We start from the raw sequence: 24,889 nt of genomic DNA, 5'->3' as shown, positions 1-24,889 counted from the left end.
GGGTAACTCACTCATTCGGGTGAGAAGAGCCGGTGCCTGCCCCTCCGGGCGCGTGTGATCGACAGAATCGGACCGGCCTTTCGGGGCCCGTCTCGGCTGTCCGGGCCTACTTGGGGGGCCAACGCCATGATCCGCACCAGGGCTGGGAATCCCCGCAGAGCCCGCTCCGGCAGGAGTCTCATCGGCAGGGTCCGGTCCGCCCTGGCCGTACAGGGCAGGGCCCCGTCCGACGGGGCCGGGCCCGGCAGGACCCCGTCCGGCACGGCCGTGTCCGACACGGTGCCGTCCGGCCGGGCGCACCGCCGGCCGCTGTGCCGGGCGCTGACGCTCGGTCTGCCCACCCTGTGGGGCGCGACCGCGCTCACGTACAAGCTGACCTGCCCGCTCGCCGAACGGCATCTGTTCTGCGCCCGGCTGCTCACCAATGTGGTGTTCTTCGGTGTCGGCAGCGCGCTCATCCTGTTCGCGAACCGCGGTCTGCTGCGCGAACTGCGGCAGGTCCACCGGGTCGCGGGTGCCGCGCAGAGCGTCCTGCTGAGGCCGCTGCCCGCCCGTATCGAGGGGCTGAGCATCGCCGCGGCCCGGCTGTCCGCCGAGCACGGGGCCGTCGTCGGCGGCGATCTCTACGAGGCGATCGGCACCGAGTACGGGGTGCGGGTCGTGATGGGGGACGTCCGCGGACACGGTCTCGCCGCCCTCGGCACCGTGGCCGCCGTCCTCGGCAGTTTCCGCGAGGCCGCCCACGACGAGCCCGAACTCGGCGGCTTACTGCGCCGCCTGGACCGTGCGCTGGAGCGGCACCTGGGCGCGGGCACCGGCACCGCGCACGGCGAGACACCCGGTGAGGACACAGGCGGAGCGACGGGCGAGGCGTCCGCGGAGGAGTTCGTCACCGTCCTGCTCCTGGAGATCGGCGCCGACGGCGAGCTGAGGGCCCTCAACTGCGGTCACCCCTGGCCGTATCTGCTCGGTGAGGACCGGGTCGAACCGCTCACCGCGGCCGAACCCCTGCCGCCCCTCGGGCTGTTCCCGCTGCCCGCGGACCTCCCCGCCGTGGTGTGCCCGCAACTGCTGCCCGGTGAGGCGCTGTTCCTGCACACGGACGGTGCCGAGGACGCCCGGGACGCCCATGGCCGGTTCTTTCCGCTCCGTGCCGCCCTCGCCGCGGCCGTGCGCGAGGGACCGCCGTTCCCGCAGTCCGTCCTGCGCATCGTGTTCACCCTCCTGCTGCGGCACGCCGGGACCAGCCCCTCCGACGACGCCGCCCTGCTGGTCCTGCACCGGGACCGCGGCCGCGCTCCCGGCCCGCCACCGTCACCGGGCGGCCGGCACGCCGGGCACCGGGCACGCCCCGGCCGCAGATGAGCCGGGGACAGTGGTGCAGCCGCCGTCGCGGCGGCGCCGTCCGCCCGCCGCGGGTCGGGCGGGCGGCTGAGCGGACGGCGCGGACGCGGGCCGCCGCACTGTACGAGGGGGAGCCGGCGGCCCGGCCGCCTCTTTCGAGGTGTCTCAGTCAACAAGGCGGGGACTCTGCGCGACAGTGCGCACACCCTGCGGATCGGCGTACTCCGTTCACACCCCGTGTGAACCGGGACGCACTAGTCTTCTGACGCATCGAGGTCACCAGGGGGCCACAGATGCAGCCCAACACTCTGCTGGACGCCATCCTGGACGAAGCGGGCATCTCCCACGCGGGGCTCGCCGCGCACGTCAACCAGGAAGGGCGGGCGCGCGGACTCGCCCTGCGCTACGAGCACACCGCCGTCGCGCGGTGGCTGAAGGGACAGCGGCCCCGGGGTCAGGTGCCCGACCTGATCTGCGAGGTGCTCGCCGGCCGGCTGCACCGTCCGGTCACCCTCGACGACATCGGCCTCGGTGTCCCCGGTGAACCCGTCGCCCCGCACACCACCTCGCTGTCCGGCTTCGTCGAGCGGGCCACCGCCCTGTGGCGCTCCGACGAGCAGCAGCGTCCGCATCTCCTGGGCGCCCCCGCCGTCACCGGCACACCCGCCGTGATGCCGGTGTGGGAGTGGGAGAACCCGCCCGAGGACACCGACGTCTCCCGCGGCGGCCGTCACCGGGTCACCCACGCCGACCTCGGCATGCTGCGCGCCGCCCGCACCCACTACGAGCAGATGTACCGCAAGGCGGGCGGCGTGGCGACCCGCGGCCGGATCGTCGGGTTCCTCAACGCCGAGGCGTCCCCGCTGCTGCGCGGCAGCTACACCGACGCCACGGGCCGTCAGCTGCACCGTGCCACGGGCGGGCTGGTGGCCATCGCCGGTATCTGTTCCTACGACTCCGACGCGCACGGCCTCGCCCAGCGCTACTTCCATCAGGCCCTCAGGCTCGCCAAGGCCAGCGGGGACCGGGGGCTCGGCGCCTATGTGATCGCGCTGCTGGTCAACCAGGCGCTGTTCATGCGGGAGTTCCGGCAGGCCGTCGCCTTCGCCGAGGCCGCGCTGCGCGCCGCGGGCCGGCACATCACCCCCGCCCTCGCCTCCGACCTCTACGCCATGCAGGCCAAGGCGTACGCCCATCTCGGCGACGCCACGAGCGCCCTGTCCTGCATCCGGCGTGCCGAGGACGCCGCCGAACGCATCCGGCGCGGCCACGAACCCGACGAGACCGGCTACGTCCAGCCGGGCCTGGTCAACGTCCAGGTGGCGGAGGCGCTGCTCAGCCTCGGCGAGCTGGCGGCGGCCCAGGAGCATGCCGCGGCGGCCGTGGACATCCCCGCCCACGACCGGGGGCGGGTGCACCGGCTGGCCATGCTCAGCCAGGTCGAGCTGCGGCAGGGCAACGCCGACCGGGCGGTGGCGACGGCGGTACGGATGGCCGAGGCGGCGCGCGGGATGGAGTCGCAGCGGCTGCGGGACAGACTCCGCGTGGTGCGCGAGCATCTGGTGCGCAGCGGCGGCGCGGGAACCGCGGAGGCCGCCGAACTCATCGACGGCGCCCTGCGGGTACCGCTGTAGCGGTGGCGGCAGGGCGCAACGGTGGCGGCGACCGGGGCCCGGGGCGCACCGCCGCGCGCCGCGCACGGACCGCGATGCGCCCGCCGTCGCACCTGCTGTCCGGATGCTTCTGCTGCGATATTGCCACTTACCCGTCGGAAGGTGGCAGAACCGTGCAGTGGATGAAAAAGAACGAGCAGACCGTGTATGCGAACCGCTGGTTCAGCGTCAATCTCGCCGACGTCGAGCTGCCGGACGGCCGGCATCTCGACCACTTCCTCATCCGGCTGCGGCCCGTGGCCGTGGCCACGGTGGTGAACGGGGCCAACGAGGTCCTCCTGCTGTGGCGCCACCGTTTCATCACCGACAGCTGGGGCTGGGAGCTCGCGGCGGGCGTGGTGGAGGACGGTGAGGACATCGCCGTCGCGGCCGCCCGGGAACTGGAGGAGGAGACCGGCTGGCGGCCGGGAACCCTGCGCCACCTCATGACGGTGGAGCCGTCCAACGGTCTCACCGACGCGCGGCACCACATCTACTGGTCGGACGAGGGCGACTACGTCGGACACCCCGTGGACGACTTCGAGTCGGACCGCCGGGAGTGGGTCCCGCTCAAACTCGTCCCCGACATGGTCGCCCGCGGCGAGGTCCCGGCCGCCAACATGGCGGCCGCGTTACTGCTGCTGCACCATCTCAGGCTCGGTCAGGACGCGGTGCCGGGGTCCGTGGCCGGGACCGCGCCGGGGTCCGTGCCCGGGTCCCGGACCGGACTAGGCCCGGCCCGCGGCCTGCCAGACGGTCACGGCCAGCGCGCCCAGGGCCGTGAGGGCCGCGATCGAGGGCAGCGGCCAGCGTGAGTGTTCCAGCGTGACGATCCGGGCGCTCAGCTCGTCCAGCTCCTTGGCGGTCTCCTCGGTGCGGTGGCTGAGCAGGGCGAGTCCGCCTTCGACGCGGGCGTAGGCCACGTCGAGGCGGCGCCGTAACTCCGCGACTTCTGAATGGACGACGGGATGCTCGGGATCGGCGGTCACAGGTCCGCTCCTTTCCGTAGTCGTCTCACATCCCTTGCATGTGCATGGTGAGTCAACACCCCTGGTGGGCGCGGCGGGAGGGTGTGCGCCGGGCATATGCGGGCCCTGGGCGCACACGGAGTGTGAATGCGGAGGGCCCGGCACCGTACGGACGACGGTGCCGGGTCCGGCGGACGACGGCGAGAGGAGGTGGGGCGGGGCGGGGTCAGGCGTAGGTGTAGAAGCCGGAGCCCGTCTTGCGGCCGAGCCGGCCGGCGTCGACCATCCGCTGCAACAGCGGGGGAGCGGCGTAGAGCGGCTCCTTGAACTCGTCGTACATGCTCCTCGCCACCGAGGCGACCGTGTCGAGCCCGATCAGGTCGGACAGTTTCAGTGGGCCCATCGGGTGGGCGCAGCCGAGCTCCATGCCGTTGTCGATGTCCTCGCGGCTGGCGATGCCCGACTCGAACATCCGGATCGCGGAGAGCAGATACGGGATCAGCAGCGCGTTGACCACGAAGCCGGAGCGGTCCTGGGCGCGGATGGCGTGCTTGCCCAGCAGCTTCTCCGCGAACGCCTGGGCCCGCCCGACGGTGGCCTCGGACGTGGTGAGCGCCGGGATCAGCTCGACCAGCTGCTGCACCGGGGCCGGGTTGAAGAAGTGGATGCCGATCACCTGGTCCGGCCGTGAGGTGGCGACCGCCAGTTTCACCAGCGGGATGGAGGAGGTGTTGGAGGCGAGGACGGCGTCCGCCCGGGTCACCACCTGGTCGAGCACCTGGAAGATCTCCGTCTTGACCTGCTCGTTCTCCACGACCGCCTCGATCACGAGATCGCGGTCGGCGAACTCGCCGAGGTCGGTGGTGAAGGTCAGCCGGGCCAGCGTGGCCTGCTCCTCCTCCTCGGTGATCTTGCCGCGTCCGGCCGCCCTGGACAGCGAGCCCAGCAGCCGGGTCCGGCCGAACTCCAGAGCCTCACCGGTGGTCTCGGCGACCTTCACGTCCAGTCCGGCGCGGGCGCACACCTCGGCGATACCGGCACCCATCTGGCCGCAGCCCACGACTCCGACGCGCTCGATGTCGGTCACATCGTCCCTCTCGGTTCCGTGCGGACCGCCTCCGGGGCGGCGCACCAGCGTGCCTGATCAACGGCAGGAGCAGGTGCTCCGTCGTGCGGCGCCCTGCTCCGGACGAGCAGGTTACCCCGTAGTATCGATGATCGATCGGCCGGGGGAAAGGTGTCCTTGCCGTGGGACGGGACACGCACCGGATGTGACGCGGCCGTGCGCCGGGCGCGTGTCGCGGCACGCGACGGGGCCGGCCACCGTTCGGCGGTGGCCGGCGGGCACGCCGTGCCGTACGACGGACGGACGGGCGCGGCCGGTGTAGGGACGCGGACAGCGTGCGGTCAGTGTGTCCGGCGCAGTTCCTTGTGGCGGATCTCCGAGTCGGGGCCGGGGGAGCACAGGGCCTCGTGGCCGTCGTCGAAGCGGACGCGGTACGGGGGAGTGCCCGCATCGCCGAGGACCTCGACGATCTCGGCGGTCTTGTCGTGCTGTCCGACCACCCTGCCGTGCTGCACAAGCTGGTCGCCCACGGTTGCACGCATCTGAAACGGCCTCCTCACGGGTGCGGGAGCAGCGGTCCGTGGCCCCGAGTCTACGGCGCGCGGCACGGCCGTACGAGGGCCGCACGGGCCCGCTCGGTCTCACGCCCGCTGGGTCACCGCGATGCACACCAGCACCGCGGCGGCCGTCAGCGGCGCGGCCACCGTCAGGTGCTCGCCCAGCAGGAGCACCGACCACACCAGTGTGAGCAGGGGCTGCGCCAACTGCAACTGGCTGGCGCGCGGGATGCCGACGGCCGCCATGCCCCGGTACCAGACGACCAGCCCGAGGAACTGCGAGCCCACCGCGACCCACAGCAGCCCGGCCACCCCGTGCGCGCTCAGCCTCACCGGCTCGTACGACAGGGCCAGTGCCGCCGCCGGCACCGCGAGGGGCAGGCACAGCACCAGGGCCCAGCCGATGACCTGCCAGCCCGGCATGATCCGGGCCAGCCGTCCGCCCTCGGTGTATCCGGCGGCGCACACCAGCAGCGCGCCGAAGAGATACAGATCGGCGGCCGTCAGGGCGCCGCCGCTCTGCGCCGCGGTGAACGCGACCACGGCGGCGGCCCCGCCGAGCGCCGCGGCCCAGAAACGGCGCGAGGGCCGGGCGCCGACCCGCAGGGCCGAGAACACGGCGGTGGTCAGCGGCAGCAGGCCCACCACCACGGCCGCGTGGGCGGTGGTCGAGGTGCGCAGGGCGAGGGTCGTCAGGAGCGGGAAGCCGATCACGACCCCGGCGGCGACGACCGCAAGACCCGGCCAGTGGCGGCGCGCGGGGACGGGAACGCCTCTGCGCCGCCGCCCGTCCGCGCCCGGCGGCCGCCGCACGCCGAGCAGGCAGGCGCCCGCGATCAGCGCGGCGAGGACACACCGCACCGTGACGAGGCTCCACGGCCCGAAGCCCTCCAGGCCCCAGACGGTCGCGGGAAAGGTGAGCGAGAACGCCACGACGCCCAGGGCGGCCTGGACGGTGCCCGCGGCGGACGTGGCGGCGGCAGGTGCGGCGGTGCGGGTTCCGGTGTGCGCCGCCGGGCCCGTTGCCGGACCGGCCGTCGGACCGGCCGTCGGGGCGGTGACCGCTATCTGGGTCGGCGCGGTAGCGCTATCCTGTGCTCTCATGCATGAGCGTAGCAGCGTCGATGAACTGGCGGAACGGCTGCGGAGCGAGCTCGACCGCTACTCTCAAGGTGGAAAGCTCCCGTCGAGCCGGGCCCTGGTGGAACGCTTCCGGGTGAGCCCGGTGACCGTCTCCCGGGCCCTGGCCCGGCTCGCCGCCGAGGGCCTGGTCGTCACCCGGCCCGGCGCCGGCGCCTTCCGCGCCCGCCCCCGTACGGCCCCGGCCCCGGCCGCTGACACCTCCTGGCAGGAGGTCGCCCTCAGCGCCGACGGCACCGCCGATCTCGTGCCGCGCACCGTGGACGCCTCCGGGGTCACCGTCTCGCTGGCCGCGCCGCCGGCCGGGGTGATCGAGTTCAGCGGCGGCTATCTGCACCCCTCCCTCCAGCCCGAGCGGGCCATGGCCGCCGCGCTGTCCCGGGCGGGGCGCAGACCCGGGGCCTGGGGCCGCCCGCCCCTCGACGGGCTGCCCGAGCTGCGCGAGTGGTTCGCGCGGGGCATCGGCGGCGCCGTCACCGCCGCCGAGGTACTGGTCACCGCGGGCGGCCAGAGCGCCCTGACCACCGCGCTGCGGGCCCTCGCCCCGCCCGGCGCCCCCGTGCTCGTCGAGTCGCCCACGTACCCCGGGATGCTGGCGATCGCCCGCGCCTCCGGCCTCAGACCCGTGCCCGTCCCGGTGGACGCCGACGGCGTACGTCCCGCCCTGCTCGCCGACGCGTTCCGGGCGACCGGCGCCCGCGCCCTGGTCTGCCAGCCGTTGTTCCAGAACCCGACCGGCGCCGTCCTGTCGGCCGACCGCCGCCCCGAGGTGCTGCGCATCGCCCGCGCGGCGGGCGCGTTCGTCGTCGAGGACGACTTCGTACGGCGGCTCGCGCACGAGGACGCCGGCCCGCTGCCGCCACCGCTCGCCGCCGACGACCCCGACGGCGTCGTCGTGCACGTCGGCTCGCTCACCAAGGCGACCTCGCCCAGCTTCCGGGTCGGCGCGCTCGCCGCCCGCGGACCCGTGCTGGAACGGCTGCGCGCCATCCAGGTCGTCGACTCCTTCTTCGTGCCCCGGCCGCTGCAGGAAGCCGCCCTCGAACTCGTGGGCTCGCCCGCCTGGCCCCGCCATCTGCGCTCCGTGGCAGCGGAACTGACGACCCGCCGTACCGCGCTCACCGCCGCGCTGCACCTGGAGCTGCCCGAACTGGCCCTGCCGCACGTGCCGTCGGGCGGCTACCAGCTCTGGCTCCGGCTGCCCGACGGCGTCACCGAGACCGCCCTCACCACCGGTGCCCTGCGCGCGGGCGTCGCCGTCATCCCGGGACGCCCCTACTTCAGCGCCGAACCCCCGGCCGGACACGTCCGGCTGAGCTTCGCGGCGGTCGCCGGGACCCAGGAACTCGCCGAAGGCGTACGGCGGCTGCGCACCGCCCTCGACGAGGTGCTGACCGCCGCGGAATCCGGTCGACAGCCCCGACCCGGCCTGTGAGGATCACGCCATGGACGACACCTCCGACCTCGTTCCCCCGGCCCTGGCCGACGGCTACGAGTTCTCCGCCGACCCCGCCCGCGTCGATGCCGCGCGCGTCCACCACTGGCTGTCCACCGACGCCTACTGGGCCCTCGGCCGGCCCCGCGAGAAGCAGGACCGGGCCATCGCCGGATCGCTCAACTTCGGCGTGTACGAGACATTTTCGGGTGATCAGGTGGCGTATGCCCGGGTGGTGACCGACCGGACCACCTTCGCCTGGCTGTGCGACGTGTACGTCGACCCGGCCGTGCGCGGCAAGGGCATCGGCACGGCGCTCGTCGGCGCGGTGCGCGAGCATCTGCGCCCGTACGGGCTGCGGCGCGTCCTGCTCGCCACCCAGGACGCCCACGGCGTCTACGAGAAGCTCGGCTTCGCGCCGCTCGCCCGCCCCGACCACTGGATGGCGCTGCTTTTCGAGTGACTTGTCCGTCATGCCCCGGCCGCCCGGTGAGATTCCGCGCACCCTGGGTGACCTCACACCGAAGGCCCTTGACCTGCGCACTCGCGCGGCTCACCATCTCGGCATGTCACTTCGGGTCACGTTCGTCGCCGCCGCCCGCGGCTCACCGCTGCTCGCCGAGCGCTTCGACGACGACCGGCCGCTGGACCAGGCGGGCTGGGACGAGGTGCGTCGCGTCGCCCGGGACCTGCTGCCGCTCGCCGCGGCCGAACTGCGCTACTGCTCCCCGACCCCGCGCAGCCGCGCCACCGGCGACGCCCTCGGCTACGCCCCGCTCGTGCAGCCCGCCCTGCGCGACTGCGACATGGGCCGCTGGCGCGGGCTCACCCTCGGCGAGGCGATGGCCCGCGAACCGGACATGGTGGACGCCTGGCTCGCCGACCCGCGCTCCGTCCCGCACGGCGGCGAGTCGCTGCTGACGTTCATCTCCCGGGTGGGCGGCTGGCTCGACACCCGGCCGTTGGAGGACGGCGGCCGTATCGTCGCGGTGGCCGAGCCCTCGGTGATCCGCGCCGCCGTGGTGTACGCGCTGAAGGCGCCGCCTTCGACGTTCTGGAACATCGACGTGCGCCCGCTGGCGACGACCACGGTCGCCGGGTTCGCGGGCCGCTGGTTCCTGCGCTTCGGCAAGGCACCCGGCCAGTCGGCACGGCTGTGACCTGGCACTGGACACCGGGGACCGGGGTGGTGACGCGGTGGCGCGGGCGAGGGCTGCGCTCAGGCGCCCGGGGCCGGTGAGGCGGGAGCCTGCGGCACGTCACGCGTGTAGTCCGTCGTGAGCACCAGGTCCTTCGCCGGGCCGCCGACGCGCCACACCGTCCGCCAGTGGTCGGCGTCCCGGACGGTGAACTCGCCCCGGTAGAGGTCCGCGGAGCAGGGATGGTCGGCGACGTACCGTCCCGAGGTCAGGTCCAGGTCGTGGAAGGGCCGCCCGTCGGCGAACCGCACATCCGCCGTGCCCGGCGCGGCGCCCGGCAGGAACCGCAGGGTGCGCTCGGCGGGCCGTGTCACGCCCTGCCAGGTGAAACTCCCCGCCTCCTCGTGCAGCAGCCCGCCCCCGGGCAGCGGGCTGAACGACGTGGTCCCCTCGAAACGCCCGAGGGCGCCGCTCGCCAGGTCCTCCACGGTGCGCTCCACCCGCCAGCACCCCGCCAGATGCGCCAGGACGTCCGGCACGGGCCAATATCGGGCTGTACCACTCATGTGCCGAGCCATGTGCCGAGCCTACGTTCCCGGGCGCTCCTTTCGGGCCTGCCCCATTGACGCGGTCATGTCGCAACCCTATGTTGCCGTTCGACGTGCTGATCGCTGTCTGATATGTCGAACGACTGTCTGGCGGCCGGCACGTACTCGAGCGATCTCCCGAACCTCCAGAGCCGCGGAGAATCCATGCCACGCACCCCCGTCACCCGCCTGAGACTCGCCCTAGGGGCAAGCGCTTTCCTGCTGGCCGCGACGTTCGTCCCGGCCCCCGCACACGCCGTCGGCGCGACCGATGCGACCGGCACGACCGGCACGACCGGCACGACCGGCACGACCGGCACGGCCGGCACGACCGACTACGCGATCACCGTGGACCCCACCGCCCGGGGCGCGAAGATCGCCAAGACCATGTACGGCGTCTTCTTCGAGGACATCAACCGTGCCGCGGACGGCGGTCTGTACGCCGAGCTGGTGCAGAACCGGTCCTTCGAGTACTCCACCGACGACAACAAGGCGTACACCCCGCTGACCGCGTGGACGGTCAGCGGGACCGCCGCGGTGACGGACGACTCCGGCCGCCTGAACGACCGCAACCGCGCCTACCTCTCCCTCGGAGCGGGCTCCTCGGTCACCAACGCCGGTTACAACACCGGCATCGCGGTGGAGAAGGGCGAGAGGTACGACTTCTCGGTGTGGGCCAGGGCCGCGGACGGCACCGCGCTCACCGTGACCCTCCAGGACGCCGACGGCCCCCTCGCCGCCGCCCGCCGGGTGGCCGTACGGGGCGGATGGGCGCAGTACAAGGCGTCGTTCACCGCGACCCGTACCTCCGCCACCGGCCGGCTGACCGTCGCCTCCTCGGCCCCGGCCGCGCTCGACATGGTGTCGCTGTTCCCGCGTGACACCTACCGGCACGAGCCCAACGGCCTGCGCAAGGACCTCGCCGAGAAGGTCGCCGCCCTGCACCCCGGCTTCGTGCGCTTCCCGGGCGGCTGCCTGGTCAACACCGGCTCCATGCAGGACTACAGCGAGGCGTCCGGCTGGCAGCGCAAGCGGTCGTACCAGTGGAAGGACACCGTCGGCCCCGTCGAGACCCGGGCCGTCAACAGCAACTTCTGGGGCTACAACCAGAGTTACGGCCTCGGCTACTACGAGTACTTCCGCTTCGCCGAGGACATCGGCGCCATGCCCCTGCCGGTCGTCCCGGCACTGGTGACCGGCTGCGGCCAGAACCAGGCCGTCGACGACGACGCCCTGCTCCGGCGCCACATCCAGGACACCCTCGACCTCATCGAGTTCGCCAACGGCCCCGTCACCTCCACCTGGGGACACAAGCGTGCCGAGATGGGCCACCCGAAGCCCTTCCACCTCACCCACATCGAGGTCGGCAACGAGGAGAACCTGCCCGTCGAGTTCTTCGCCCGCTTCAAGCAGTTCCGCGCCGCGATCGAGGCGAGGTACCCGTACATGACGGTGATCTCCAACGCCGGTCCCGACGACTCCGGTTCCACCTTCGACACGGCCTGGCAGCTCAACCGGGACGCCAAGGTGGACATGGTCGACGAGCACTATTACAACAGCACCCGCTGGTTCCTCCAGAACAACGACCGCTACGACGGCTACGACCGCACCGGCCCCAAGGTCTTCCTCGGCGAGTACGCCTCCCAGGGCAACACCTTCAAGAACGGCCTCGCCGAGGCGGCCTACATGACGGGCCTGGAACGCAACGCGGACGTCGTGCGACTCGCGTCCTACGCACCGCTGTTCGCCAACGAGGACTACGTGCAGTGGCGCCCCGACCTGGTGTGGTTCAACAACCACGCCTCCTGGAACTCGGCCAACTACGAGGTCCAGAAGCTCTTCATGAGCAACACCGGCACCCGGGTCGTGCCCTCCACGGCCACCGGCACCCCCTCCCTGCTCGGCCCCCTCACCGGCGCCGTCGGCCTGTCCACCTGGAACACCAGCGCCGCCTACGACGACGTGCGGGTGACCGCCGCCGACGGGACCCCGCTGCTCACCGACGACTTCTCCGGTGACGCCGGGCAGTGGACGCACACCGGCACCGGCAGCTGGAGCGTCCAGGACGGCCAGTACGTCCAGAGCGACACCGCGGCCGAGAACACCATGGTCTTTGCCGGCGACCCCGCCTGGCACGACTACGACCTGCATGTGAAGGCGACCAAGAAGTCCGGCAGGGAAGGCTTCCTGGTCGCGTTCGGCGTGCGGGACACCGGGAACTTCTACTGGTGGAACCTGGGCGGCTGGAACAACACCCAGTCGGCCGTCGAACAGGCGGTGGACGGCGGCAAGTCGACCCTGATCTCGAAGGCGGGGTCGGTCGAGACCGGCCGCGCCTACGACATCGACATCACGGTGCGGGGCCGGCAGGTCACCCTCTACCTGGACGGCACCGAGTGGGGAAGCTTCACCGACGACCGCCCCGCCGAGCCCTTCCGCCAGGTCGTCACCCGGGACGCGAGGACCGGTGACCTGATCGTGAAGGTCGTCAACGCCCAGGACGCTGCGGCCCGTACGGCCGTCGACCTGGGAGGGGCCAGGGTCGCCTCACGGGCCCGGGTGACCACCCTGACGGCGGCGCCGGACGCGGTCAACACCGAGACCGCCACGCCCGTCGCCCCCGTCACATCCGTCCTCACGACGGTCGCCGACCGCTTCACGTACACGTTCCCGGCGAACTCCGTCACCTTCCTCAGGATCAAGCAGAGGTAGCCGGCCTCACCCGGGTGCCTCAGGCCCCGTCCCCCGACGGCGCGGGCTGCTCCACCGGCAGCAGCCCGCGCTCGGCGAACACCTTCCGGGCCACCGCGGTCGCGTTCAGCGCCCGGGGGAAACCGCAGTACGCGGCCGACTGGAGCAGCGCCTCCACGATCTCCCCGGGCGTGAGCCCGACGTTCAGCCCCGCGCCCACATGCACCTCCAGCTGCGCCTCGCAGCCGCCCAGCGCGGTCAGCATGCCCAGCGTCACCAGCTGGCGGTCGCGCGGCGCGAGACCGGGCCGCGCGTAGATCTCCGCGAAGCCGTAGGCCACGACCTGGTGACCCAGCTCGGGGCTGATGTCCGCCAGCGACTCGACGGCCCGCTGCCCCGCCTCGCCGCTGACACTCCGCAGCACCTCCATGCCCCGGGCATACCGCTCCTCACGGGTGGTGCTCTCACTCATCGCGACCGTCCGTTCCCGCCCGCCGTCCTCACGGCGGACGTCCGTAGGGTGGATCAGGGGCGACGCTAGGTGCTGGAGCACACTCCAGGGCAAGCGGAGCGATCACATCACGCCGCCCTCGCCCCTCCTCGTACCGGCCCTCCGCCACCTCCGGCGACCCCGAAAGATTGCATAAACGTGCAGCGAAACGTATAGTCATGCCGTCTAGGAGGAGGAGATCCATGGCGGTACGTGCGGCGGTGGCCGGGGCGAGCGGGTACGCGGGCGGTGAACTGCTGCGCCTCCTGCTGGCCCATCCCGGCGTCGAGATCGGCGCCCTCACTGCGAACTCCAACGCCGGACAGCGGCTCGGCGCGCTCCAGCCGCATCTGCTCCCGCTGGCCGGACGGGTGCTGCGGCAGACCACCCCCGAGGTGCTCGCCGGGCACGACGTGGTGTTCCTCGCCCTGCCCCACGGGCAGTCCGCCGCCGTCGCCGAACAGCTCGGCCCCGACGTCCTCGTCGTCGACATGGGCGCCGACTTCCGGCTGAAGGACCCGGCCGACTGGGAGCGCTTCTACGGCTCCCCGCACGCCGGCACCTGGCCCTACGGCCTTCCCGAACTTCCGGGTGGCCGCGCCGCGCTGGAGGGGTCCAAGCGCATCGCGGTGCCCGGTTGCTATCCGACCGCCGTCTCCCTCGCCCTCTTCCCGGCGTACGCGGCGGGCCTCGCCGAGCCCGAGGCGGTGATCGTCGCCGCCTCCGGCACCTCCGGCGCGGGCAAGGCGCCCAAGCCGCATCTGCTGGGCAGCGAGGTCATGGGGTCGATGTCGCCGTACGGCGTCGGCGGCGGCCACCGGCACACCCCCGAGATGATCCAGAACCTCAGCGCCGCCGCCGGCGAGCCGGTCGCCGTGTCCTTCACCCCGACCCTCGCGCCCATGCCCCGCGGCATCCTCGCCACCTGCAGCGCCAAGGCGAAGCCCGGCGTCAGTGCCGAGGCCGTCCGCGCCGGGTACGAGAAGGCGTACGCCGACGAGCCGTTCGTGCGGCTGCTCCCCGAGGGACAGTGGCCCGCCACGGCGTCCGTCCAGGGTTCCAACGCCGTTCAGATGCAGGTCGCGCTCGACGCCGCGACGCACCGGATCATCGCGATCAGCGCCATCGACAACCTGACCAAGGGCACCGCGGGCGGTGCCGTCCAGAGCATGAACATCGCCCTGGGCCTCGACGAGACGACCGGCCTGTCCGCCGTCGGAGTCGCACCGTGAGCGGTACGGCACGGCGGACGGCCTGCGGGACACGCATGAACACCGGGACACGCATGAACACCGGGACACGGACGGACAAGGGGAAACAGTGAGCGTCACGGCAGCCAGGGGATTCACGGCGGCGGGCATCGCCGCCGGGATCAAGGAGAACGGCAACCCCGATCTGGCCCTCGTGGTCAACACCGGGCCGCGCCGCGCCGCCGCGGGCGTCTTCACCTCCAACCGCGTCAAGGCCGCCCCCGTCCTGTGGTCCGAGCAGGTCCTCCGGAGCGGAGAGCTGTCCGCCGTCGTCCTCAACTCCGGCGGCGCCAACGCCTGCACCGGACCGAAGGGCTTCCAGGACACCCACGCCACCGCCGAGAAGGCCGCCGATGTCCTCGGGGTGGGTGCCGGGGAGATCGCCGTCTGCTCCACCGGGCTCATCGGCGTCCTGCTCCCGATGGACAAGCTCCTGCCGGGCGTCGAGACCGCCGCGGCCCAGCTGTCCGAGCACGGCGGCGAGAAGGCCGCCATCGCCATCAAGACCACCGACTCCGTCCACAAGACGAGCGTCGTCACCCGGGACGGCTGGACCGTCGGCGGCATGGCCAAGGGCGCCGGCATGCTCGCCCCCGGCCTCGCCACCATGCTCGTCGTCCTCACCACCGACGCCGACGCCGACAGCGCCGCACTGGACCGCGCGCTGCGCGCCGCCACCCGCACCACCTTCGACCGCGTCGACTCCGACGGCTGCATGTCCACCAACGACACCGTGCTGCTGCTCGCCTCCGGCGCCTCCGGGATCACCCCCGCTCCCGCCGAGTTCGCCGAGGCCGTGCGCGCCGTCTGCGACGACCTCGGGCAGCAGCTCATCCGGGACGCCGAGGGCGCCAGCAAGGACATCAGGGTCGAGGTGGTCAACGCCGCGACCGAGGACGACGCCGTCGAGGTGGGGCGCTCGATCGCCCGCAACAACCTCCTCAAGTGCGCCGTCCACGGCGAGGACCCCAACTGGGGCCGCGTCCTGTCCGCCATCGGCACCACGAAGGCCGCCTTCGAGCCCGACCGCCTGAGCGTCGCCATCAACGGCGTCTGGGTGTGCAAGAACGGCGGCGTCGGCGAGGACCGCGACAAGGTCGACATGCGCTACCGCGAGGTCCACATCGTGGCGGACCTCGCGGCAGGCGCTGAGTCCGCGACGATCTGGACCAACGACCTCACGGCCGACTACGTCCACGAGAACAGCGCGTACTCGTCATGACCAACGCCCCCGCACGCAAGCACACCGCGCTGCCCAAGGCGCAGATCCTCATCGAGGCGCTGCCCTGGCTGGTCCGGCACAACGGGAAGACCGTCGTCATCAAGTTCGGCGGCAACGCCATGATCGACGAGGACCTGAAGGCCGCGTTCGCGCAGGACGTGGTGTTCCTCCACCACGCCGGGCTCAGGCCCGTCGTCGTGCACGGCGGCGGCCCCCAGATCAGCGCGGCCCTCGACCGGCACGGCATCGTCAGCGAGTTCAAGGCGGGCCTCAGGGTCACCACCGAGGACGCCATGGACGTCGTACGGATGGTGCTGGCCGGGCAGGTGCAGCGCGAGCTGGTCGGGCTGCTCAACCGGCACGGACCGCTCGCCGTCGGCCTCACCGGCGAGGACGCGCACACCATCTCCGCCGTCCGTCACCAGCCCGAGATCGACGGCGAACTGATCGACATCGGCCGGGTGGGCGAGATCACGGCCATCGACACCGGAGCGATCGAGGCACTCCTCGCCGACGGCCGCATCCCGGTCGTCTCGTCGATCGCACGCAGCGAGGACGACGGACATGTCTACAACGTCAATGCTGATACGGCTGCTGCGGCACTGGCTGCGGCGCTGGGCGCCGAGACCCTCATGGTCCTCACCGACGTGGAGGGCCTCTACGAGGACTGGCCGGACTCCGACGAGGTGATCAGCCGCCTCACCGCCTCCCAGCTGGAGCGGCTGCTGCCGGACCTGTCCGCCGGCATGGTCCCGAAGATGGAGGGCTGCCTGCACGCCGTCCGGGGCGGGGTGCAGACCGCCCGTGTCATCGACGGACGGGTCCAGCACTCGATCCTGCTGGAGATCTTCACCGACGAAGGCATCGGCACCATGGTCGTGCCCGACGACGCCGATGACACCGACCGGACCGACCACACCGAGCACGCCGGGCACACCGGCGGCACCGACGCGACGGGGGATGCGCGATGACCGGGACGACGACGTCCGCGAACACGGAGCTCACCCAGCGCTGGCAGGGCGCGCTGATGAACAACTACGGCACCCCCCGGCTGCCGCTCGTGCGCGGCGCGGGCGCCCGGCTGTGGGACGCCGACGGCAAGGAGTACACCGACTTCGTCGGCGGCATCGCCGTCAACGCCCTCGGCCACGCCCACCCGGCCGTCGTCGAGGCGGTGACCCGGCAGATCTCGTCCCTCGGCCATGTCTCCAACCTGTTCGTCGCCGAGCCGCCCGTCGCCCTCGCCGAACGGCTCCTGCGGCTCTTCGGCCGCGACGGCAAGGTCTACTTCTGCAACTCCGGTGCCGAGGCCAACGAGGGCGCCTTCAAGATCGGCCGGCTGACCGGCCGACGTCACATGGTCGCCACGGTGGGCGGCTTCCACGGCCGCACGATGGGCGCCCTCGCGCTCACCGGGCAGCCCGGCAAGCAGGACGGCTTCCACCCGCTGCCGGGTGACGTCACCCACGTCCCCTACGGCGACGCGCAGGCGCTGGCCGCCGCGGTGACCGAGGACACCGCCCTCGTGATCATCGAACCGGTCCAGGGCGAGAACGGCGTCGTCGTCCCGCCGCCCGGCTACCTCAAGGCGGCCCGCGCCATCACCGCCGCCACCGGGGCGCTGCTCGTCCTCGACGAGGTGCAGACCGGCGTCGGCCGTACCGGGCACTGGTTCGAGTACCAGGCCCACGACGGTGTGCTGCCCGACGTGGTCACCCTGGCCAAGGGGCTCGGCGGCGGCCTCCCGCTCGGCGCCACCGTCGCCTTCGGACGGGCCGCCGAACTGCTGAAGCCCGGACAGCACGGCACGACCTTCGGCGGCAACCCCGTCGCCTGCGCCGCCGGACTCGCGGTGCTGGACACCATCGAGGGGGAGGGACTCCTCGACAACGTCAAGCGGCAGAGCGCGAGACTGCGCGACGGCATCGAGTCATCGGGTCACCCCATGATCGGGCATGTCCGGGGTGCGGGCCTGCTCCTGGGTATCGTGCTCACCGGGCCCCACGCACCCAGCGTGCAGCAGGCGGCCCAGGAGGCCGGGTTCCTGGTGAACGCGCCCGCCCCCGACGTCGTACGGCTGATGCCGCCGCTGAACATCGGGGACGCGGAGGTGGACGCGTTCCTCACGGCGCTGCCCGGCATCCTCGACGCGGCCGACGGGACGGATGATCCGGAGAGATGAGACGACGATGAGTCAGGCGCAGGACCAGGGGCACGCCGCGGTCGGCGGCCCGGTGCCGCAGACCCGCACCGCCCGCCACGGGCGGATCGTGGACATCCTCAACCGGCAGCCGGTGCGGTCGCAGAGCCAGCTGGCGAAGCTGCTCGCCGACGACGGGCTGCACGTCACGCAGGCGACGCTGTCCCGGGACCTCGACGAGCTGAACGCCGTGAAGATCCGGGACAACGACGGTGACCTGATCTACGCGGTGCCGAGCGAGGGCGGGTTCCGCACGCCGCGTGCCCCGCTCGGGGAGTCGGCGAAGGAGGAACGGATGCGGCGTCTCTCCCAGGAGCTGCTGATCTCCGCCGAGGCCTCCGCCAACCTCGTCGTCCTGCGGACCCCGCCCGGCGCGGCGCAGTTCCTCGCCTCGGCGATCGACCAGGCGGAGCTGCAGGACATCCTGGGGACCATCGCCGGCGACGACACGCTGCTGCTGATCTCGCGGGATCCCGAGGGCGGGCAGGCTCTGGCGGACCATTTGCTCCGCCTGGCTCAGAACGGCCACCACTAGCCTGCGGCGCCTCCTGGAACGCCGGGTGCCGTCAGCCTGCGGCTTGCTGTGGGGTGCCGGGTGCGGGGGTGTGGTGGCTGGTCGCGCAGTTCCCCGCGCCCCTGGGGGAGTTGCAGTCGGCCTTGGTCACAGGTGCGGGCAGCCGCCTCAGCCTGCGGCCGGGTGCGGCGGTGTCGTGGCTGGTCGCGCAGTTCCTCGCGCCCCTGGGGAGTTGCCGTCGGCCTTGGTCGCAGGTGCGGGCAGCTGCCTCAGCCTGCGGCCGGGCGTGGGGGCGTGGTGGCTGGTCGCGCAGTTCCTCGCGCCCCTGGGGAGTTGCCGTCGGCCTCGGTCGCAGGGGCGGGCAGCCGCCTCAGGCCCGGCCTGTGGGCGATCGTGCCGCTGGGGCCCCGTCCGGCAGCCGGGACCGGTGCGGGGGTCATCCCAGGCGTGCCGCGAGGCCGCCCGTGCAGCGGACCTCGTCGCCCGCGGTGATCAGCAGCGCCTCCACGTCCGGGAGGGACTCCAGCCACGCCAGTCCCTCCCGTGAGCCCATCGCGAACGCCGCCGTCGCCCAGCAGTCGACGAACGTCAGGCGCGGCCCCACCACGGTCACCGCCACCAGGTCCGTCACCGCCGACTTCCCCGTCCGGGGGTCCACGATGTGCGCGCCCCGCTCCGCCGTGCCCGACGTGGCGACCGCCAGCTCGGCCACCCCCGCCGCAGTGATCACCGCCGCGAGGCCGCCCGGCCGCAAGGGGTCGGCGATGCCCACCCGCCACGGCCGCTGAGGCTCCGGCGCCCCGATCATCTGCACGTCGCCGCCGCCGTTCACACTCACCCCGGCCACGCCCGCCGCCGCGATCAGCCGCGCCGCGCGCTCCGCGGCCCAGCCCTTCACGATGCCGGTCGGGTCCGGCGTGCCGCGGTAGCGCGTGCTGAACCAGCCGTCGCTCGTCCGCTCCGCCTCCGCCGCCAGCCCGAACACCTCGGCGACCTCCGGATCGCACTCCTCGAGCGTCAGCTCGCCCCGGGCGAGGCGGGAGATCTGGCTGCCGTCGCGGTAGGTGCTGAACACCTCGTTGACGCGGTGCAGTCCGGCCACCGCCTCGGCCAGCGCCTCCCGCACGGCCCCCGGCTCCCCGCCGCGCACGTCGAAGGAGAAGACCGTGCCCATGACCTCCTCGGCGTGCCGCACGGCGGCGGGGGCGTCCCGCGACTCGGCCACGGCGTCAGCCACCGGCCTGGTCCAGGGCGGACTGAAGGGATTTCTTGTAACCGCTGCTGGTGTACGTCGCTCCTGACACGGAGTCGATGGTAGCGCTGCCCGCCGCCACCGCCTCCTGGTTGAGCTTCGGTACCGCGGCCGCCGACTTCTGGCTGCTGAGCCCGCCCTGCGGGGTCTGGAGCGCCTCGGCCTTGGTGATCTTCCCGTTGAGGACCGTGATCCGGACCTGCACCGGCCCGTACTGCGTCTGCGCGACCTGCCCGGTGACCGTCTTGGCCTGGGCGGCACCCGACGACCCCGACCCCGAGCCCGCGGACGACCCCGACGAGGCGCTCGCGGACGCGCCGGACGACGAGCCCGACCCTCCGCCCGTCTTCACCTGGTCCAGTGCCGACTGCAGCGACTTCTTGTACCCGGTGCTCGTGTACGTGGCGCCCGACACGGAGTCGATGGACGCGCTGCCCGCCGCCACCGCCTCCTGGTTGAGCTTCGGTACCGCCAGCGCCGTCTTCTGGTCGCTCAGCCCGCCCTTGGGCGCCTGCACCGCCTCCGCCTTGGTGATCTTGCCGTTGGCGACCGTGATCCGGACCTGCACCGGCCCGTACTCCGTCTGCGCGACCTGCCCGGTGACCGTCTTCGCCTGGGCGGAACCCGACGACCCCGAGGACGACCCCGACGAGGCGCTCGCCTTCTTCATCCGGTCCAGTGCCGACTGCAGCGACTTCTTGTACCCCGTGCTGGTGTACGTCGCCCCCGACACGGAGTCGATGGACGCGCTCTGCGCCGTCACCGTCTCCTGGTTCAGCCTCGGCACCGACAGCGCGGTCTTCTGGTCGCTGGTGCCGCCCTTGGGAGCCTGGACCGCCTCGGCCTTGGTGATCTTCCCGCCGGCCACGGTGAGGCGGACCTGCACCGGCCCGTACTCGGTCGTGACGACGTCGCCGGTGAACGTGCCCGTACCGGCCGAGGTGCCGCCCTGCGGGGCCTCCTGGCCCGCCGCCGAGGCGGAGGCCGCGCCGCCCGCCGCGGAGGCGGACGCCGGGTCCGTCGCCGGCTTGAGCGACAGCAGCAGCACGACGCCGGAGACGGTCGCGGCGGTGGCCAGCACGACGCGCCGGACGGGATGGCTCTTCCTCATCGTTCCTGGGCTCCTGTCCCGTCGCTCACATCTCGAACGACTCGTGATGGATGCGGCGGGCGGGAACCCCCGCGCCGCGCAGTGCTTCGTAGACCGACTGCGCGAAGCCGGCCGGCCCGCACATGAACACGTCGTGGCGCTCGATGTCGGGGATCTTGCGCTGGAGGTTCTCCGCGGAGATGTCCGGACGTGCCCCGTCCGGGCTGTTGACCGCGTACATCAGGCGCGCGCCGCGCTCCTTGGCGATGACCGCCAGCTCGTCCCACAGGGCCAGGTCCTGGGTGCTGTTGGCCCGGTACAGGAGCGTGAGGTCACCGGCGGAACCGGGCAGCGTCTCGAACAGCGCCCGCATCGGCGTGATACCGACCCCTCCCGCGACCAGCAGCACCTTGCCGCGGCTGCGCCGGGAGGCGGTCATCGCCCCGTAGGGGCCCTCGGCCCACACCCGGGTGCCGGGGCGCAGCTCGCGCAGCCGGGCACTGTGGTCGCCGATCGCCTTGACCGTGATGCGCAGCATGTCCGGGCGGGGCGCCGCCGACAGCGAGTACGGGTGGGAGCTGAACCGCATCCCGGGGGCGAGGAACCGCCAGCGGAAGAACTGCCCCGCCTCGGCACCCATCCGGTGCAGCTTGCGCCCCCCGATGAGCACCGACACGATGCCCGGCGCCTCCTCGACGACCGCCTCCACATGCATGCGGTGCCGCAGGTTCAGGCGGATCGGGACGATGATCCGGTACCAGACCACCAGCACGCTGACCGCGCCGTAGAGGCCGTACCAGAAGGTCTTCGCCATGGGCTCCACGGCGAAGTCGTTGCCGGTGGTGATCTGGTGCCAGAAGGTCAGGAACACCGCCGCGTACGTCGTCAGATGCACGTGGTACCAGGTGTCGTACGGCATCCGGCGGCGCACCGCGCCGACCGAGGACAGCCCGATGAGGACGAACAGGCCGGTGCCGACGGCGGCTTTGCCCATGTCGGGCAGCTGGTTGACGGAGTCCCAGGTCTGCTGGGCGATGCCGCCGAGCGATTTGCCCGCCTGGAGCGCGTAGCCCCACATGGTGAGGAAGACGTGCGCGACGATCAGGCTGAGGGTGTAGCGGCCGCTCATCGCGTGCCAGCGGGCCACGCGGTCGGAGCCGACCCGCCGCTCCAGCGCGGGCACCCGGGCCATCTGGAGCACGACCAGCGCCATCAGGTAGCCGGCCAGCAGGCCGGTGATCCGGCCCGCGTTGAGGATCTTCCCGTCGGTGTCCGCGATGGACGGGGTGTTGTGCCACCACAGCCACAGCACGGCCGCCGCGCCCGCCCATACGGCGAGCAGCAGCGGTACGGCCGGGGAGCGGCGCGGGCGGATGCGGCGCATCGTCTGGCGGCGGGCGGCACGGCCGCCTGCGAGCGTGGTGGTCACGGTTCCTCCGTCGGGACTCGGCCCTTGGCCCAGAGGTACGTGCCGTGCCCGCCCAGCGTTCACCGTCCGCCGCCCGGCACCGGGTAATCGGTCCCCGGCGCTCACAGCTTGGCCGAGTCCAGCGCCGACTGCAGGGACTGCTTGTAGCCGTCGCTGGTGTACGTCGCCCCCGACACGCTGTCGATGTTCGCGCTCTGCGCGGCGAGCGCCTCGCTGCGCAGCTGGGGGATGGCGTAGGAGTTGATCTCCTGGTCGCGCGGGTTGTCCGACGGGTACGACACCGCGGTCACGTCGGTGATCTTGCCGCTCTTCACCGTGATCCGCACCTGGACCGGGCCCCAGCGGGTCTGCACCGTGTCACCGGTGTAGGTCTTGCTGCCGCTGGTCGAGGAGCCGCTGGAACCGCTGCTCGAGCTTCCCGAACTGCTGGACGGCGCGGGTGCCGCCGACGAGCTGCCCTGCGGGGCGGTCGACGAGGAGCCGACGGCCAGGTCCTGGGCGGCGTGCGGCTTCAGCGACAGCAGCATCACCATGCCGGACACGGTGGCGGCACTCGCCAGCACGATACGGCGCAGGGGACGGTTCTTCTTCAACGCGTGCACGACGGCCTCACAGCTCGAACGACTCGTGGTGGATACGGCGGTCCGGCACGCCCGCGGCGTGCAGCGCCTGGTACAGGTCCTGGGCGAACGCGTGCGGACCGCAGATGTACACGTCGTGCTCGGCCAGGTCGGGGATGCTCGCCTGCAGCGCCCGGGCGGACAGGTCGGGCCGCTTGCCGCGGGCACCGTTGAGGGCGTAGAGGATCTTCGCCCCGCGCCAGCGCGCGACGGCCTCCAGTTCCGCGCCCAGGGCCAGGTCCTCGGCGGTGCGGGCCCGGTAGAGCAGGGTGACCTCGCCCGGCAGCGTCTCGAACAGCGCCCGCATCGGGGTGATGCCCACGCCGGCCGCTATCAGCAGCGACTTGTACGAGGTCTGCCGGTCGGCGGTCATCCCGCCGTACGGGCCCTCCGCCCACACCCGGGTGCCGGGACGCAGCATCGACACGGCGGCACTGTGCCCGCCGAGCGCCTTGACGGTGACCCGCAGCAGGTCCTTGCGGGGCGGCGCGGACAGCGAGTACGGCGTGGACGTCCAGCCCAGGCCCTGGCCGAGGAACCGCCAGCGGAAGAACTGCCCCGACTCGGCGCCCATCTCGTCCAGGTGCCGGCCGCGGATGACGATGGAGTACACGTCCGGCGACTCCTTGTGGACGGACTCCACGCTCAGCCGGTGGCGCAGGTTCAGCCGCACCGGGGCGAGGATCCGGTACCACAGCACCAGGGCGGCGACGCCCAGGTACAGCGCGTACCAGGCGGCGGTGGCGACCGGGTGGCCGTTGAAGTCGTTGCCCAGGACCAGCTGGTGGCTGAAGGCCAGGAAGACGGCGCCGTAGGTGAGGAGGTGGACGTAGTACCAGAACTCGTAGCTGACCTTGCGGCGCGCGGCGCGCATCGACGTGATGCCGACCGCGAACAGGATGACCGTGCCGATGGTCGTCTTCAGCATCTCGGGATAGTCGGTGACCACCGTCACCGTCTCGTGCCACAGCGTGGCGTGGTCCTGGGCGGCGTAACCGAGCAGGATCAGCACGACGTGCGCGACCAGCAGGCAGATCGTGTAGCGGCCCGCCATCGCGTGCCAGCGCGCCACCCGGTCCGAGCCGATCCGGCGCTCCAGCAGCGGCACCCGGGCCATCAGACCCACCAGCACCGCACAGGCGTACCCGGTCAGCAGACCGGCGATGCGCCCGGCGCCGGTCAGCCAGCCGGCCGCGCCGACCACCGAGCCGGTGTCCAGCCACCACAGGCCCACCACGGCAGCCGCACCGGCCCACAGCAGGGCGAGCAACGGGCCCGCGGGGGATCGAGGGGGAGCGGGTGTCACGGGTGGTGCCGTCCTCCGCTCGTACACGGCGGTCATGGCTGGGTCCTTTCGTCCGTCAGGCCTGCAACTCTCGCGCCGCTACTTCTGAGGAACCTCTGAACCGGGGGCCGGCCCAGCACACTCAGAGGGAACTCAGAGCGTTCCGAGACACTCCGCGGGTGAGGCAGGGCGCATCCTTGAAGGGCCATGAACACCACCCGCTCGGGCAGACCCGCCCTCACCCGCCCCGACGGCTCGCCCCTGCGCGTCCTCGTCGTCGACGACGACCCCGACCTCGCCGAGGTCCTCTCCGGTGCCCTGCGTTACGAGGGCTGGGAGGTCCGCACGGCCGGTGACGGCGGCGCCGCCCTCGCCGAGGCCCGCGAGCTGATGCCCGACGCCGTCGTCCTCGACGTGATGCTCCCCGACACCGACGGCTTCGCCGTGCTGCGCACCCTGCACTCGGTGAAGCCCGACGTCTGTGTGCTCTTCCTCACGGCCCGCGACGCGGTGGAGGACCGTATCGCCGGTATCACCGCGGGCGGCGACGACTACGTCACCAAACCCTTCAGCCTGGAGGAGGTCGTCGCCCGGCTGCGCGGACTGCTGCGCCGTGCCGGCATGGCCCGCCAGCAGGAGGAGGGGCCGCGGATGGCGGTGGGCGACCTCGTCATGGACGAGGAGGCCCGCGAGGTCACCCGCGGCGGTGAGCTGATCGAGCTGTCGCCCACCGAGTTCGAGCTGCTGCGCTTCCTGATGCGCAACCCGCGGCGCGTGCTCAGCAAGGCGCAGATCCTCGACCGGGTGTGGTCCTACGACTTCGGCGGCCAGGCCCATGTCGTGGAGCTGTACATCTCCTATCTGCGCAAGAAGGTCGACGTGGGACGCGAGCCCATGATCCACACGGTGCGCGGCGCGGGGTACGTCCTCAAGCCGGTGGGCCGGTGAGGGCGGCGGC

23 protein-coding genes and 1 pseudogene are annotated in these 24,889 nt (G+C 72.6%); 13 read left to right on the top strand and 11 right to left on the bottom strand.

The genetic code is table 11. The features are described 5' to 3' along the window. Positions 1-267 precede the first annotated feature (267 nt). From ABZ862_RS23330 to ABZ862_RS23320, 3 genes and pseudogenes are all read left to right on the top strand, one after another. Complete coding sequence (locus ABZ862_RS23330) at positions 268-1,365, top strand: PP2C family protein-serine/threonine phosphatase (RefSeq protein WP_360961021.1); 1,098 nt, start codon at positions 268-270, stop codon at positions 1,363-1,365. Between the two features lie 272 nt (positions 1,366-1,637). Beyond that, positions 1,638-2,978 (top strand): transcriptional regulator, encoded by a 1,341-nt coding sequence (locus tag ABZ862_RS23325; protein WP_360961019.1) that lies wholly within the window; start codon positions 1,638-1,640, stop codon positions 2,976-2,978. A gap of 152 nt (positions 2,979-3,130) precedes the next feature. Then, positions 3,131-3,673: pseudogene (locus tag ABZ862_RS23320) on the top strand (NUDIX hydrolase); the annotation flags it as partial. Positions 3,674-3,724: 51 nt separating this feature from the next. On the opposite strand, the gene ABZ862_RS23315 reads toward ABZ862_RS23320, so the two are convergent. The 4 genes from ABZ862_RS23315 to ABZ862_RS23300 form a co-directional block, all read right to left on the bottom strand. Then, a complete protein-coding gene (locus ABZ862_RS23315) occupies positions 3,725-3,985 on the bottom strand; it encodes a hypothetical protein (RefSeq protein WP_360961017.1) in 261 nt (86 codons plus the stop codon). A 205-nt stretch (positions 3,986-4,190) separates the two neighbouring features. Further along, positions 4,191-5,051, bottom strand: a complete 861-nt coding sequence (locus tag ABZ862_RS23310; protein WP_360961015.1) for a 3-hydroxybutyryl-CoA dehydrogenase — start codon at positions 5,049-5,051, stop codon at positions 4,191-4,193. Positions 5,052-5,371: 320 nt separating this feature from the next. Then, positions 5,372-5,572 (bottom strand): DUF1918 domain-containing protein, encoded by a 201-nt coding sequence (locus ABZ862_RS23305; protein WP_360961013.1) that lies wholly within the window; start codon positions 5,570-5,572, stop codon positions 5,372-5,374. A 99-nt stretch (positions 5,573-5,671) separates the two neighbouring features. Continuing rightward, a complete protein-coding gene (locus tag ABZ862_RS23300; protein WP_360961011.1) occupies positions 5,672-6,691 on the bottom strand; it encodes a DMT family transporter in 1,020 nt (339 codons plus the stop codon). Between ABZ862_RS23300 and ABZ862_RS23295 the strand changes: the two genes are divergently transcribed. From ABZ862_RS23295 to ABZ862_RS23285, 3 genes are all read left to right on the top strand, one after another. Continuing rightward, complete coding sequence (locus tag ABZ862_RS23295; RefSeq protein ID WP_360961009.1) at positions 6,690-8,162, top strand: PLP-dependent aminotransferase family protein; 1,473 nt, start codon at positions 6,690-6,692, stop codon at positions 8,160-8,162. The genes ABZ862_RS23300 and ABZ862_RS23295 overlap by 2 nt on opposite strands. A gap of 10 nt (positions 8,163-8,172) precedes the next feature. Continuing rightward, complete coding sequence (locus ABZ862_RS23290) at positions 8,173-8,625, top strand: GNAT family N-acetyltransferase (protein ID WP_360961007.1); 453 nt, start codon at positions 8,173-8,175, stop codon at positions 8,623-8,625. 103 nt (positions 8,626-8,728) lie between these two features. After that, on the top strand, positions 8,729-9,322 hold the full coding sequence (locus ABZ862_RS23285; RefSeq protein ID WP_360961005.1) for a histidine phosphatase family protein: 594 nt from the start codon (positions 8,729-8,731) through the stop codon (positions 9,320-9,322). A gap of 59 nt (positions 9,323-9,381) precedes the next feature. On the opposite strand, the gene ABZ862_RS23280 is transcribed toward ABZ862_RS23285, so the two are convergent. Then, on the bottom strand, positions 9,382-9,867 hold the full coding sequence (locus ABZ862_RS23280; RefSeq protein WP_360961172.1) for a DUF6314 family protein: 486 nt from the start codon (positions 9,865-9,867) through the stop codon (positions 9,382-9,384). Between the two features lie 186 nt (positions 9,868-10,053). Between ABZ862_RS23280 and ABZ862_RS23275 the strand changes: the two genes are divergently transcribed. Further along, entirely contained in the window at positions 10,054-12,600 is a 2,547-nt protein-coding gene (locus ABZ862_RS23275; protein ID WP_360961003.1) for an alpha-L-arabinofuranosidase C-terminal domain-containing protein, read from the top strand. A gap of 19 nt (positions 12,601-12,619) precedes the next feature. Here ABZ862_RS23275 and ABZ862_RS23270 read toward each other — a convergent pair whose 3' ends face one another. Beyond that, positions 12,620-13,051 carry a carboxymuconolactone decarboxylase family protein gene (locus tag ABZ862_RS23270; protein ID WP_360961001.1) on the bottom strand — a complete coding sequence of 144 codons (432 nt, stop codon included), beginning with the start codon at positions 13,049-13,051 and terminating at the stop codon, positions 12,620-12,622. A gap of 221 nt (positions 13,052-13,272) precedes the next feature. On the opposite strand from ABZ862_RS23270, the gene argC reads away from it, so the two are divergent. The 5 genes from argC (at position 13,273) to ABZ862_RS23245 (ending at position 18,276) form a co-directional block, all read left to right on the top strand. After that, positions 13,273-14,301 carry an N-acetyl-gamma-glutamyl-phosphate reductase gene (gene argC, locus ABZ862_RS23265; RefSeq protein ID WP_360961000.1) on the top strand — a complete coding sequence of 343 codons (1,029 nt, stop codon included), beginning with the start codon at positions 13,273-13,275 and terminating at the stop codon, positions 14,299-14,301. Positions 14,302-14,389: 88 nt separating this feature from the next. After that, positions 14,390-15,541, top strand: coding sequence for a bifunctional glutamate N-acetyltransferase/amino-acid acetyltransferase ArgJ (gene argJ, locus ABZ862_RS23260; RefSeq protein ID WP_360960998.1), 1,152 nt, complete (start codon positions 14,390-14,392; stop codon positions 15,539-15,541). After that, positions 15,538-16,512, top strand: coding sequence for an acetylglutamate kinase (gene argB, locus ABZ862_RS23255; RefSeq protein ID WP_360960997.1), 975 nt, complete (start codon positions 15,538-15,540; stop codon positions 16,510-16,512). The genes argJ and argB overlap by 4 nt, the downstream gene beginning before the upstream one ends. Beyond that, positions 16,509-17,723: an acetylornithine transaminase gene (locus ABZ862_RS23250; protein ID WP_360960995.1), complete on the top strand. Its 1,215-nt coding sequence runs from the start codon at positions 16,509-16,511 to the stop codon at positions 17,721-17,723. The genes argB and ABZ862_RS23250 overlap by 4 nt, the downstream gene beginning before the upstream one ends. Positions 17,724-17,730: 7 nt before the next feature. After that, complete coding sequence (locus ABZ862_RS23245) at positions 17,731-18,276, top strand: arginine repressor (protein WP_360960993.1); 546 nt, start codon at positions 17,731-17,733, stop codon at positions 18,274-18,276. Between the two features lie 415 nt (positions 18,277-18,691). Here ABZ862_RS23245 and ABZ862_RS23240 read toward each other — a convergent pair whose 3' ends face one another. The 5 genes from ABZ862_RS23240 to ABZ862_RS23220 form a co-directional block, all read right to left on the bottom strand. Then, positions 18,692-19,492 (bottom strand): FAD:protein FMN transferase, encoded by an 801-nt coding sequence (locus ABZ862_RS23240; protein WP_360960991.1) that lies wholly within the window; start codon positions 19,490-19,492, stop codon positions 18,692-18,694. After that, positions 19,485-20,618, bottom strand: coding sequence for an FMN-binding protein (locus ABZ862_RS23235; RefSeq protein WP_360960989.1), 1,134 nt, complete (start codon positions 20,616-20,618; stop codon positions 19,485-19,487). The genes ABZ862_RS23240 and ABZ862_RS23235 overlap by 8 nt, the downstream gene beginning before the upstream one ends. A 25-nt stretch (positions 20,619-20,643) precedes the next feature. Then, complete coding sequence (locus ABZ862_RS23230) at positions 20,644-22,026, bottom strand: ferredoxin reductase family protein (RefSeq protein ID WP_360960987.1); 1,383 nt, start codon at positions 22,024-22,026, stop codon at positions 20,644-20,646. Between the two features lie 101 nt (positions 22,027-22,127). After that, positions 22,128-22,628, bottom strand: coding sequence for an FMN-binding protein (locus ABZ862_RS23225; protein WP_360960985.1), 501 nt, complete (start codon positions 22,626-22,628; stop codon positions 22,128-22,130). 7 nt (positions 22,629-22,635) lie between these two features. Further along, a complete protein-coding gene (locus ABZ862_RS23220) occupies positions 22,636-23,988 on the bottom strand; it encodes a ferredoxin reductase family protein (RefSeq protein ID WP_360960983.1) in 1,353 nt (450 codons plus the stop codon). A 150-nt stretch (positions 23,989-24,138) separates the two neighbouring features. Here ABZ862_RS23220 and ABZ862_RS23215 point away from each other — a divergent pair, with 150 nt between their 5' ends. Next, the gene (locus ABZ862_RS23215; protein WP_360960981.1) at positions 24,139-24,879 is read left to right on the top strand and encodes a response regulator transcription factor; all 741 of its coding nucleotides are present in this window, start codon (positions 24,139-24,141) and stop codon (positions 24,877-24,879) included. Positions 24,880-24,889 lie beyond the last annotated feature (10 nt).

The sequence above is a fragment of the Streptomyces sp. NPDC047000 genome (assembly GCF_040644295.1).
Lineage (GTDB): Bacteria > Actinomycetota > Actinomycetes > Streptomycetales > Streptomycetaceae > Streptomyces.
Note: the sequence above shows the minus strand (reverse complement) of the source record. Positions and strands in the feature narration are given on the sequence as shown.

Coding starts and splice junctions, on each gene's coding strand:
- argC (WP_360961000.1), top strand. CDS start 13,273: ATGGCGGTACGTGCGGCGGTGGCCGGGGCGAGCGGGTACGCGGGCGGT.
- ABZ862_RS23250 (WP_360960995.1), top strand. CDS start 16,509: ATGACCGGGACGACGACGTCCGCGAACACGGAGCTCACCCAGCGCTGG.
- ABZ862_RS23290 (WP_360961007.1), top strand. CDS start 8,173: ATGGACGACACCTCCGACCTCGTTCCCCCGGCCCTGGCCGACGGCTAC.
- ABZ862_RS23270 (WP_360961001.1), bottom strand. CDS start 13,051: ATGAGTGAGAGCACCACCCGTGAGGAGCGGTATGCCCGGGGCATGGAG.
- ABZ862_RS23220 (WP_360960983.1), bottom strand. CDS start 23,988: ATGACCGCCGTGTACGAGCGGAGGACGGCACCACCCGTGACACCCGCT.
- ABZ862_RS23300 (WP_360961011.1), bottom strand. CDS start 6,691: ATGAGAGCACAGGATAGCGCTACCGCGCCGACCCAGATAGCGGTCACC.
- ABZ862_RS23285 (WP_360961005.1), top strand. CDS start 8,729: ATGTCACTTCGGGTCACGTTCGTCGCCGCCGCCCGCGGCTCACCGCTG.
- ABZ862_RS23215 (WP_360960981.1), top strand. CDS start 24,139: ATGAACACCACCCGCTCGGGCAGACCCGCCCTCACCCGCCCCGACGGC.
- argB (WP_360960997.1), top strand. CDS start 15,538: ATGACCAACGCCCCCGCACGCAAGCACACCGCGCTGCCCAAGGCGCAG.
- ABZ862_RS23235 (WP_360960989.1), bottom strand. CDS start 20,618: ATGAGGAAGAGCCATCCCGTCCGGCGCGTCGTGCTGGCCACCGCCGCG.
- ABZ862_RS23280 (WP_360961172.1), bottom strand. CDS start 9,867: ATGAGTGGTACAGCCCGATATTGGCCCGTGCCGGACGTCCTGGCGCAT.
- ABZ862_RS23305 (WP_360961013.1), bottom strand. CDS start 5,572: ATGCGTGCAACCGTGGGCGACCAGCTTGTGCAGCACGGCAGGGTGGTC.
- ABZ862_RS23275 (WP_360961003.1), top strand. CDS start 10,054: ATGCCACGCACCCCCGTCACCCGCCTGAGACTCGCCCTAGGGGCAAGC.
- ABZ862_RS23245 (WP_360960993.1), top strand. CDS start 17,731: ATGAGTCAGGCGCAGGACCAGGGGCACGCCGCGGTCGGCGGCCCGGTG.
- ABZ862_RS23325 (WP_360961019.1), top strand. CDS start 1,638: ATGCAGCCCAACACTCTGCTGGACGCCATCCTGGACGAAGCGGGCATC.
- ABZ862_RS23295 (WP_360961009.1), top strand. CDS start 6,690: ATGCATGAGCGTAGCAGCGTCGATGAACTGGCGGAACGGCTGCGGAGC.